This is a genomic window from Bradyrhizobium sp. (genome assembly GCF_049798375.1).
Classification (GTDB): domain Bacteria; phylum Pseudomonadota; class Alphaproteobacteria; order Rhizobiales; family Xanthobacteraceae; genus Bradyrhizobium.
Genome location: NZ_JBARGP010000192.1, coordinates 1 through 9,644 on the forward strand (window position 1 = coordinate 1; position 9,644 = coordinate 9,644).

The following is a 9,644-nucleotide window of genomic DNA, read 5'->3' on the forward strand; positions in this document are numbered from 1 at the left end:
CCGGATTCTCAGGGCAGCGCCGAGCGAGCCAGGGTCTACGGTCGTGCCGCTGGTCGACGAGACGCCTGCCAGGGTCGAGAATAGCTGCTCATTGTTCGAGCTGACCAATGAGCGTTGCCGCTGGCCGATCTCGACGCCCGGCGCCGCGGACTTCTGCTTCTGCGGCTCTACCCCGGTCGAAGGCCTGCCTTATTGCGCCGGCCACAGCCGGATGGCCTATCGTGTGGCGTCGTCGCGATAGAGCCGAAGCAACGAAGGGATCTGCTCTTGCGTCTCCCCGTCATAGCACGGGGGGAAGGCTGGTTTAAACCCGAGAGCTCGGCATGCTTCCCAATCAGGAAAGAGGTAACACCCCACGGATGCCGCGTCGGTTCAAATGAGATATCCCGGCGCAGCTCAATGACGATTTTGATTCGGCTTGTTCTTGAGAATGATCGCCAAGACAATCAACGCAAAGGTCAGCAGCCTGGGCAAGTACGCCTCGGGCTCCGCATCGCTCGAGGTCTGAGCCACACCCAGGACCAGGCGACTAATGGCATCGATGCCAAACGCCAACGCAAAAAGTAAGAAAAACAGGTCGCGCGTGCGTCGCCAGAATTTCATGAAAAACAGCATGGCGACGAACGACGCCATGGCGGTTGCTCCCATCAGCAGTGACGCGACGTAATGTACTGTCATTCGCTGTCCCAAATCAGTCCGTAGAGCAACACCACCATCGCAAGCAGCCCGATCGATATGCGCAGAATCGAAAGATCAATCGCAGGCAACACGATCTTGTCGACCCATAGCGCAAGGTTGTTGAGCGTCAACCCTGCAAAGGATATGGCACTCCAAAGCAGCAGTCTGTATCTGCTCCTCCGATAGGCACTCGCGAGCAGGTAAGTGCAAACAGCTGACGTTGCGGCGCAGAGCGTATATATGACAAGGGCCATGCTCAATCGCTCGTCCTGAATTTAAACGCATCGGAAAATTGCCGGATATTACGTGGCTTGGCGTGGATAAGATTTGTAATTGGGATCAGTTGCCGCGAATAAGCCTCCGCCAGACGGTCGATCTTCGTCCGTAGCGGCTCTGGGCACTCGTACCGGTAGGACTCGCTGTCGCGCGTGAGGAAGCCATCCGCAAACAGATGAGCCAGCGCGCGCGCAATTTCCTGTTCGGGAGCGTACAGCTTTGCCGCGATGGTGGCGACTTCCCATGAGTTGGCAGGATGTGCCCGCAGGAACAACAGAGCCTCCAATTGTGCGACAGAGTCAATGTGTCGCTGAATCAAGTCCCGGATATCATCCGGTATCGGCTCATGGGACATCAGAGACCCGTTCAAAGAACTGCGTCCGCTTGCGACCGTTTTCGATCTGGAGCGCCGACTCAATCAGCACATCGACCTCAAAATACAAAAAATGGAAGGCATGGAGCCCGCCAAAAGCATCTAGGGCCTTTTCCGTTACGATTGCATCGGAACGGGGCTCTAGCTTTTCGTTTTGACGCGTTTTCTTACCGCGAACCGGTACCCACTTCGCCTGAAAACGCTTCAGCCGCAAGATGCGGAGCACTCCGGGTCCCGCCGACGCGGGATTGCGCGCGACCATCATCTCGCGTGATTCGCTTCGCTGATGTCGAGTATCCGTCGACGCTGCCGGCTCGCCGCCGCGTCGATCAGCATTCTCCCGGCCCATCGATAAACGTTGCGCTCCCGAACTTGCAGGCGCATCAGGCGCATGCGCTCCTGCCGCTCGCTGGCCGGCATCTGAAGCGCAACGTCGAGTGCCGAAGACATCTCGAGCGTATTATAGGGATTGACGATCAGCGCCTCCGACAACTCGCGCGCGGCTCCGGTGAAGCTGGACAGGACCAGGACTCCGTCGTCATCGTCACGAGCCGCGACGAACTCCTTGGCCACCAGGTTCATGCCGTCATGCAGACTGCTGACGATGCAGACGTCCGCCGCCCTGAACAGCTTGAACACCTCCTCCGCCTCATGATGGCGGACAAGCAGGCGGATAGGCTGGTATGCGCCGTCGCCGTGGCGCGCATTGATGTCTTCAGCGAGAGCGACGGCTTCGTTTTGCAAAGTGCTGTAGCTCGATAGCTTGCTCCGGGTCGGCGCCGCGACCTGGACGAACGTGAATCTGCGACGCCATGCCGGCACGCGGATCAGAAGGTCGTCGACCGCCCTCATGCGATCGAGGATGCCCTTGGTGTAATCAAAGCGCTCGATGCCGACCGCAAGCCTGGTGTCGGCCGCAAGTCCCAGCGATTGTCTGACTTGCCTGCGGCACTCATCGATCGGTGGCTGGCCGACCAGGGCCTTCGGCGGCCATTCGATCGAGATCGGGTAGGCTCTCACCAGCGTTTCATGCCCCCCCGATGCGACGCTCGCATGCTCGCGGTCGATCCGGCTCTCGACGAAGCGGTCGACGGTTTCGAAGAAGTTGTTGCAGTGGAACTGAGTATGAAATCCAAGGATCGTGCTGCCGAGCAGCCCTTCGATGATGCGCTCCTTCCAGGGACAGATGCTGAATGTCTCGGCATTGGGCCACGGAATGTGCCAAAATGTGATGATCGTCGCTTTCGGCAGGCGCTGCCGGATCATCCGCGGAGCAAGCGCAAAGTGATAGTCCTGCACGAGCACGATCGGGTTCTCGGTCTTGGCTTCCTGAGCGACGGCGTCCGCGAAACGTTCGTTGATCGTTTCGTAGAACCTCCAATCGGCTTCGCGAAATTGTGGCCGCACGAACGCGATGTGGCACAACGGCCAGAGCCCCTCATTGGCAAGGCCATAGTAGTACCCGTCCTGCTCCTCCTCCGTGATCCAGATGCGCCGGAGCGCGTAGGAAGGATCGCCGGGTGGAACACCGATCTTGTCATCGCGGTCGACGGTTTCTCGGTCTGCCCCACCGCTGCCGTGAGCGATCCACGTCCCGCCGCAGGCCCGAATCACCGGTTCGAGCGCTGATACCAGCCCGCTTGCCGGCGTTTGAACTGAGATTTTCCCGTCATTGCAATTGTGGATATAGGGTTCCCGATTGGAGACCACGAGAACTTCGGCGCCGGGCAGCAGCTTGTGCAACAGCTTTTGCAGCGCCGCCGGAGACCACTCGATCTGCTCGGATCTGATGGTCTCGCGACCAAGTTCGATCTCGCTCAGCAATTTCTTGATCTGGCCATCAATCGAAGATTTGTTGCCCGAGGCGGTCGACGGCAACGCACCGGACCGAACGTCCTCGATCGCGCGGCGCAATGAGCCCATCCAACCGCGCAACAGGACGATGACAAAGATCGCAGCGACGCCGGCGACAGCTATCGCGACGCCTGCCAATGCAATCACCACGAAGGCCTGGGCCTCTCCGGAGCGTGCATCGATGAAGCTGAGATCCGTCAGGATGACCAGGTAAGCTTTCTGATTGCGCTCGACGATCGGAAAAGCACCAACCATGATGCGCCGTCCGTCATTGATGATGGTCGCGAAGCTCTCCGCCTCCGATCTCGCGACCTTGTCGCAGGTGAACGTAGCCGGCATCAGCCTGGTCGGGTATAATAGCCGGCCGCCGTCATCGCACAGGCCGACAGCCAGAATCCGCTCGTCCAGCGCAACGCCTTCAAAAATGGAAGACATGCGCGAAGCGTCCCCGTCCGCGATGGCGCGAACCACCGGATTCTGGATCGCGTTGTACACGAGCCTGGACCTCGCCTCGACATCGCTGCGCGACCACTGCTCGATCAAACGTTTCGAGAACGGAGCAATTGCAAGTCCGAGAATGACAATCACGACGAACCCGATTCCAAGATACTGGATCGGCCGAGCCATTCGAAGAAGCATAGTTTGGTTCCCGCTAACGGCACGCCGATTCCCGTAGACGCCGCTGTTACCATCCCGAGCCGATGAATCTGAAGGTCCTACCAGCATGCGACAATTCATGCTCTGCGCGCTTCTGTCGCACGACAAAATACCCTTTTCGTCGCATCCGATTTTCGGCGTCAACACTGCGGTCGGCGCAGCAGACGGCGAGCGGTGCCTGTGCCGCATGGCTCGATTTGATCATCGAAAAGACGGCGCGGTTTTCACCGCGCAATCCTGGCGGCTTCATTGAACTGGGCGGCCGATCGGAGATGCCCGGAACGCAGTGACAAACACTGTTCCCCTATCCGCGGTCCCCTACCCCAGCCGCCAGCCGACCTCCTCGGCAAAGCTGTTGAAGAACTCGACATCGTAAGCGCGTTCCGGCGTCGCCCGGACGCGTTGGTCGAGATGATGCGCGTCGTCGCCGACCAGGATGCGCCATTGATCTTGCTTGACGCCGTCGAGGATGATCTTGGCAGCCTGCGCCGCCGTGGTCGGTGCGTTCTCGAGAAAGCTGCGGGCGCGGTCGAGCGCGGCCGCCTGGATATCCTCGTCCGACATCGCTGCAACGTCGATGCCCATGCCCTTCATGCGCTGGCGGGCCTGCAGGATCTCGGTCTCGCTGAGGCGATCGGAGTCCGTGCCGGACTGCACCTTGCGCGAATTCGACACGATCGAGGTGCCGATATGGCCGGGCATCACCACCGAACATTTCAGGTGCGGCGCATTGAGGCGCAGATCATTGATCAGCGCCTCGGTAAAACCCTTCACCGCGAATTTGGCGGCGCTGTAAGCGGTGTGGGCGACGCCGGTGCCGACGGTGGCCCAGAAGCCGTTGACGCTGGAGGTGTTGACGATGTGGCCTTCGTCCGCCCTGAGCAGCAGCGGCAGGAAGGTGCGGACGCCGAGATAGACGCCACCCCAGCAGATGTTGAAGGTGCGCTCCCACTGCTCCCGGCTGTTGGTAAACAGGCTACCGCCGCCGCCGATGCCGGCATTGTTGAACAGCAGATGGATCTTGTCGGTCGCCTGTTGCGCGATCAGCTCGTCGCGAAACCGTGTCAGTTGATCCTCGATCGAGACATCGGCCACATGGGTGGTGACGCGCAGGCCCTGCGGCAGTCTTTCCGCTTCGCACAAGCGCTTGGTTTCGGCCATGGCCTCCACTGAGACGTCGCACATCGCGACGTTGCAGCCTTCGGCGACCAGTTGCCGGGCGAGCTCTCGGCCCATGCCCGTGCCGCCTCCGGTAATGACGGCGATTTTCCCGGCGAAGTCCTTCATGGCGCGTTCGTCCCTTATGTCATTGGCCCCTCTACCAGGGCACCACGAGCTTAAGAGCTTTTGCCGGCATGACCAGCGCAACTGCAACATTTCATGATCGCGTGGAGCTTGTTGTGAGCTGCGGCGTTGAACCCTAAATTATTGCAAGAAGACACAAGACAAGGGTCTGATATCCTCACCCGGGGGGCGAGGAGGTGCATATGGCGCATTCGCAACCGCACTGGCACGACCAAATGGTCGATCAACCAGACCTGGAAGACGGTGCCTATGTGACGGGATGGACGATCAGCGGGATCGCTGTGCTCGGTACCATCGTCGCAGTCTGGCTGCTCGGGATCTGATCGCGACGCCATCACTTTCCAGATGAAACGGCCCCGATGCCTCTGCACCAGGGCCGCAGTCTGTTTTCGACGCGCTGCGCCAGCTCGCGACGCTCGCCTGATCAATCAATGTCCGACCGTGCCGCCCGGCGTCGGCGACAGCGTCGAGCCGCTCGGCGAGGGATTGATCAGGCTGTTGCCGGACGGATTGAATTGGCTGTTGGCGCCGGCGGCAGCGCTACCCGCATTGTAGTTCGGGCTGCCCGCACCGGTGGACGTGCCCGGGGTGGTGGCGCTGCCTGTGGTGGTGCCGGGCGCCGGCGTGGCGGAGCTGCCCACCGTAGCGGGACCGGCGGTGGACCCCGCGCCAGTGGAACCGGTCCCCTGCGCCATCGCAAACCCGCCCGACAGTATCAATGCGGCCGACAATCCGATCGTGGTCATCAGTCTCATTGCCTTTTTTCCTTCGTTGGGACCGACGACAAACCATTGAGCTGGCTCGCGTTCCCCGAACAGTGCGGTCTCGCGCGCAAGTGAGCAGCGTGTGCGGAGAAACGCCCCTTGCGCGGCGCGGCTTAGGACGCACTACGCCTCTGCCCGCAATGTGGTCGCTCGCGTTGCATACAATTGGCATTGATTGCTCAAAATTTAGACCGCCGCCGCCCGCTGCTCGTGGCAGAGGCAATTCTGACCATCGGAAATTTCCTTTGGAAATCAGACCTCTAACTTGCCCTGCCCGGCAAAGCGGCTGTGGCACGAAGCTTGCGAAAGCTCTTCTCGGAGGCTTGGCCGAACGGTGAAGCCGCATGCAGGCGGATCAGCGGCCGCCAGAGGGGAGCACACCAATGGATTTTGGCAGCATTTCACGGCGGCACCTGTTGCAGGGCAGCGCGGCGCTCGGCTTGAGCGCGGCGGCAGGGCTTCGCCCGGCCTTCGCGGCGGAGACCACGATCGGCTTTGTCTATGTCGGCTCGCGCGACGACTACGGCTACAACCAGGCGCATGCGCAAGGCGCGGCCGCGCTGAAGAAGCTTGCCGGCATCAAAGTGATCGAAGAGGAGAAGGTGCCGGAGACCGATGCGGTGGAGAAGACCCTCGAGTCCATGATCAATCTCGACGGCGCTTCCCTGCTGTTCCCAACCTCGTTCGGCTACTACAATCCGCACGTCCTGAAGATGGCGGCGAAATATCCCAAGAACCGCTTCGAGCATTGCGGCGGGCTGTGGAGCGAGAAGGACCCGAAGAACGCCGGCTCCTATTTCGGGTATATCGACGAGGCGCAATACATCTCCGGCATCGTCGCGGGCCACAGCACCAAGAGCGGCAAGCTCGGCTTCGTCGCGGCCAAGCCGATCCCACAGGTGCTGCGTAACATCAACGCCTTCACGCTCGGCGCCCGCCTCGCCAATCCGGCGGCCACCACGCAGGTGATCTTCACCGGCGACTGGTCGATGCCGGTCAAGGAGGCAGAGGCCACCAACAGCCTGATCGACCAGGGCGTGGACGTCCTGACCTGCCATGTCGACGGCCCGAAGACGATGGTCGAGAACGCCGCACGCCGCGGTGCCTTTGTCTGCGGCTACCACGTCAACCAGTCGCCGCTGGCGCCGAAGGCGTACCTCACCGGCGCGGAGTGGAACTGGGAGGCGCTGTATCCGAAGTTCGTCAAGATGATGCAATCAGGCGAGAGCATCCCGAACTTCTATCGCGGCGGCCTCAAGGAGGAGATCGTCAAGCTCTCGCCTTACGGTGAGGCGGTTTCCGACGCGGCGAAGAAGCATGCCGACGCGATCAAGGCCCAGTTCATGGCCGGCGACTACACGATCTTCAAGGGCGCGATCAAGGACAACAAGGGCAATGTCGTGATCGCCCACGGCACCTCGCGCGGCCAGCAGGACCCCGAGCTCGAGAAGATGGACTATCTGGTCGAGGGCGTGCTCGGAGCCACCTCATGACGTCGGAGGCGGCCGATACTGTTCAAGCAGCGGCCGCCGTCGCGCCATCAGCCGATGCCGGCTTCCTGCAGCGCCACGGCGTGACAATCGAATACATCCTGATCCCGAGCGCGGCACTCATCGCCGCGCTCGCACTGTTCGGCGGCTTCATTGCGCTGTATGGCAAGAGCCCGCTCGATCTGTATTACTACATGTATTACGGCGCGTTCGGCACCTGGTTCTCATGGCAGAACACGCTGACGCGCGCCGCCCCTCTGATCCTCACCGCGCTGTGCACCGCCTTGCCCGCGCAGCTCGGCATGGTGATCATCGGCGGCGAAGGCGCGTTGTTGATCGGCGCGCTCGCGGCGACGTCGGCGGCGCTGGCGCTGCAGGCGATGCCGACGCTGGTGGTGCAGTTCGCGATGGTCTGCGCCGGCATGGCCGGCGGCGGCCTCTGGATCCTGCTGTCGGGCGGCTTGCGCCATTACCGCGGCGTCAACGAGACCATCTCCAGCCTGCTGCTGGTCTACATTGCGCTCGCGATCCTCAACCATCTGGTCGAGGGCGTGATGCGCGATCCGGCGAGCCTGAACAAGCCGTCGACCCGCGAGATCGGCGCCGCCAACATGATCGGCTCCATTCCCGGCACCGATGTGCATTGGGGCCTGGTGTTCGGGCTGATCGCGGCGATCGCCTCCTACGTGCTGATCTATCACACCACCTTCGGCTTCGCCGCGCGGGTCGCTGGCGGCAACATCCGTGCTGCCAAGATCGTCGGCCTCTCCGTCGGCAAGCTGATCCTGACCATCTGCTTTCTCGCCGGCGGCTGCGCCGGCATCGCCGGCATGGTCGAGGTCGCCGCCGTGCAGGGCCGCGCCAACGCCAACCTCGCGGTCGGCTACGGCTTCACCGGCATCCTGGTCGCGTTCCTGGCGCGGCAAAATCCGCTCGCGATTATTCCGGTCGCGATCCTGCTCGGCGGCCTCAATGCCTCAGGCGGCCTACTGCAACGCCGGCTCGGCCTGCCCGATGCCTCGGTGCAGGTGCTGCAGGGCATCATCTTCATATCAGTGCTGGCGAGCGACGCGCTCTACGGCCGCATCGGGTTCTTGAAGAGGAAATCCTGACATGGCGGACGCTTCCATCGGGCTGTGGACCGTGCCGCTCGCCGTGTTCGGCGGCGCCATCCGGGTCTCCACGCCATTCCTGTTCGTCAGCCTCGGCGAATGCATCACCGAGCGTTCCGGCCGCATCAATCTCGGCCTCGAAGGCACCCTGGTGATGGGCGCGATGAGCGCCTACGGCATTTCGTATCTGAGCGGCTCGCCCTGGCTCGGCGTGCTTGCCGCCGGCTTTACCGGCGCGCTGTTCGGCGCGCTGCATGCCGGCATCTGCTCGCTGCCGCGGGTCAACGACATTGCGGTCGGCATTGCCTTGATGCTGTTCGGCACCGGCCTTGCGTTCTTTCTCGGCAAGCCGCTGATCGAGCCCACCGCTGCACGGCTGCCCGCGATCGATTTCGGCTGGTGGAGCGACATCCCGCAATTGCGCGCCGTGTTGCGCATCAACGTGCTGTTCTTGATCGGCGTGGTGCTGGCACCGCTGCTGCTCTGGGCCTTCCGCACCACGCGCTGGGGCCTCTTGATCCGCACGGCCGGCGAGAGCGCCGATGCGGCGCGCGCGATGGGCCATTCGGTGCTGATGATCCGGCTGCGGGCGACCATGGTGGGCGGCTTCCTCGCCGGCATTGGCGGCTCCTTCCTGTCGCTGTTCTATCCCGGCAGCTGGAACGAGGGCCTGTCGTCAGGACAGGGCATCACCGCGGTGGCGCTGGTGATCTTCGCGCGCTGGGATCCCCTGCTGTGCCTGTGGGCCTCGCTTGCGTTTGGCGGTGCCGCCGCGCTCGGGCCGGCGCTGCAATCGGTCGGCGTCACCTCGGGCTATCATCTCTTCAACGCGGCGCCGTACATCCTCACTTTGCTGATCATGATCATCACCTGCTCGCCGAAGCGCACCTTGACCGGCGCGCCCGCCGAACTGTCGATCACCCGCTGATGGGATCATCCATGACCGCACGCACCATCCGCTCCGAGCCCTATGCCTGGCCCTACAACGGCGACCTGCGGCCGGACAATACGGCCCTCATCATCATCGACATGCAGACCGATTTCTGCGGCATCGGCGGCTATGTCGACAAGATGGGCTATGACCTGTCGCTGACGCGCGCACCGATCGAACCGATAAAGCGGCTGCTGACGGTGA

At 62.2% G+C, this 9,644-nt stretch carries 12 protein-coding genes and 1 pseudogene; 6 read left to right on the forward strand and 7 right to left on the reverse strand.

The window, feature by feature from the left end:
• On the forward strand, nucleotides 1-241 hold a 241-nt coding region (locus WA702_RS08200), incomplete at its 5' end, for a GcrA family cell cycle regulator (protein ID WP_425110023.1).
• A 155-nt stretch (nucleotides 242-396) separates the two neighbouring features.
• On the opposite strand, the gene WA702_RS08205 is transcribed toward WA702_RS08200, so the two are convergent.
• The 6 genes from WA702_RS08205 to WA702_RS08230 all read right to left on the reverse strand — a co-directional run bounded on the left by WA702_RS08205 (nucleotide 397) and on the right by WA702_RS08230 (nucleotide 5,125).
• Entirely contained in the window at nucleotides 397-678 is a 282-nt protein-coding gene (locus WA702_RS08205; protein ID WP_425110024.1) for a DUF5985 family protein, read from the reverse strand.
• Nucleotides 675-932, reverse strand: coding sequence for a DUF5985 family protein (locus tag WA702_RS08210; RefSeq protein ID WP_425110025.1), 258 nt, complete (start codon nucleotides 930-932; stop codon nucleotides 675-677). The genes WA702_RS08205 and WA702_RS08210 overlap by 4 nt, the downstream gene beginning before the upstream one ends.
• A gap of 2 nt (nucleotides 933-934) precedes the next feature.
• Nucleotides 935-1,228 carry a hypothetical protein gene (locus tag WA702_RS08215; RefSeq protein WP_425110026.1) on the reverse strand — a complete coding sequence of 98 codons (294 nt, stop codon included), beginning with the start codon at nucleotides 1,226-1,228 and terminating at the stop codon, nucleotides 935-937.
• Nucleotides 1,229-1,298: 70 nt separating this feature from the next.
• Complete coding sequence (locus WA702_RS08220) at nucleotides 1,299-1,592, reverse strand: hypothetical protein (protein WP_425110027.1); 294 nt, start codon at nucleotides 1,590-1,592, stop codon at nucleotides 1,299-1,301.
• Entirely contained in the window at nucleotides 1,589-3,820 is a 2,232-nt protein-coding gene (locus WA702_RS08225; protein WP_425110034.1) for an alpha,alpha-trehalose-phosphate synthase (UDP-forming), read from the reverse strand. The genes WA702_RS08220 and WA702_RS08225 overlap by 4 nt, the downstream gene beginning before the upstream one ends.
• Before the next feature lie 336 nt (nucleotides 3,821-4,156).
• Nucleotides 4,157-5,125, reverse strand: coding sequence for an SDR family NAD(P)-dependent oxidoreductase (locus WA702_RS08230; protein WP_425110028.1), 969 nt, complete (start codon nucleotides 5,123-5,125; stop codon nucleotides 4,157-4,159).
• A 200-nt stretch (nucleotides 5,126-5,325) separates the two neighbouring features.
• Here WA702_RS08230 and WA702_RS08235 point away from each other — a divergent pair, with 200 nt between their 5' ends.
• A complete protein-coding gene (locus WA702_RS08235) occupies nucleotides 5,326-5,466 on the forward strand; it encodes a hypothetical protein (protein WP_425110029.1) in 141 nt (46 codons plus the stop codon).
• A 105-nt stretch (nucleotides 5,467-5,571) separates the two neighbouring features.
• On the opposite strand, the gene WA702_RS08240 is transcribed toward WA702_RS08235, so the two are convergent.
• On the reverse strand, nucleotides 5,572-5,898 hold the full coding sequence (locus tag WA702_RS08240) for a hypothetical protein (protein ID WP_425110030.1): 327 nt from the start codon (nucleotides 5,896-5,898) through the stop codon (nucleotides 5,572-5,574).
• 392 nt (nucleotides 5,899-6,290) lie between these two features.
• Here WA702_RS08240 and WA702_RS08245 point away from each other — a divergent pair, with 392 nt between their 5' ends.
• From WA702_RS08245 to WA702_RS08260, 4 genes and pseudogenes are all read left to right on the forward strand, one after another.
• On the forward strand, nucleotides 6,291-7,400 hold the full coding sequence (locus WA702_RS08245; protein WP_425110031.1) for a BMP family ABC transporter substrate-binding protein: 1,110 nt from the start codon (nucleotides 6,291-6,293) through the stop codon (nucleotides 7,398-7,400).
• Nucleotides 7,397-8,509 (forward strand): ABC transporter permease, encoded by a 1,113-nt coding sequence (locus WA702_RS08250; RefSeq protein ID WP_425110032.1) that lies wholly within the window; start codon nucleotides 7,397-7,399, stop codon nucleotides 8,507-8,509. Before WA702_RS08245 ends, WA702_RS08250 begins: the two co-directional genes overlap by 4 nt.
• 1 nt (nucleotide 8,510) lies before the next feature.
• Nucleotides 8,511-9,437 (forward strand): ABC transporter permease, encoded by a 927-nt coding sequence (locus tag WA702_RS08255; RefSeq protein WP_425110033.1) that lies wholly within the window; start codon nucleotides 8,511-8,513, stop codon nucleotides 9,435-9,437.
• 11 nt (nucleotides 9,438-9,448) lie between these two features.
• A pseudogene (locus tag WA702_RS08260) lies at nucleotides 9,449-9,644 on the forward strand (cysteine hydrolase); the annotation flags it as partial.

Bases quoted from the DNA above. Each gene is read 5' to 3' on its own strand.
- WA702_RS08205 (WP_425110024.1), bottom strand. From the start codon at position 678: ATGACAGTACATTACGTCGCGTCACTGCTGATGGGAGCAACCGCCATG.
- WA702_RS08210 (WP_425110025.1), bottom strand. From the start codon at position 932: ATGGCCCTTGTCATATATACGCTCTGCGCCGCAACGTCAGCTGTTTGC.
- WA702_RS08220 (WP_425110027.1), bottom strand. From the start codon at position 1,592: ATGATGGTCGCGCGCAATCCCGCGTCGGCGGGACCCGGAGTGCTCCGC.
- WA702_RS08225 (WP_425110034.1), bottom strand. From the start codon at position 3,820: ATGCTTCTTCGAATGGCTCGGCCGATCCAGTATCTTGGAATCGGGTTC.
- WA702_RS08230 (WP_425110028.1), bottom strand. From the start codon at position 5,125: ATGAAGGACTTCGCCGGGAAAATCGCCGTCATTACCGGAGGCGGCACG.
- WA702_RS08235 (WP_425110029.1), top strand. From the start codon at position 5,326: ATGGCGCATTCGCAACCGCACTGGCACGACCAAATGGTCGATCAACCA.
- WA702_RS08240 (WP_425110030.1), bottom strand. From the start codon at position 5,898: ATGAGACTGATGACCACGATCGGATTGTCGGCCGCATTGATACTGTCG.
- WA702_RS08245 (WP_425110031.1), top strand. From the start codon at position 6,291: ATGGATTTTGGCAGCATTTCACGGCGGCACCTGTTGCAGGGCAGCGCG.
- WA702_RS08250 (WP_425110032.1), top strand. From the start codon at position 7,397: ATGACGTCGGAGGCGGCCGATACTGTTCAAGCAGCGGCCGCCGTCGCG.
- WA702_RS08255 (WP_425110033.1), top strand. From the start codon at position 8,511: ATGGCGGACGCTTCCATCGGGCTGTGGACCGTGCCGCTCGCCGTGTTC.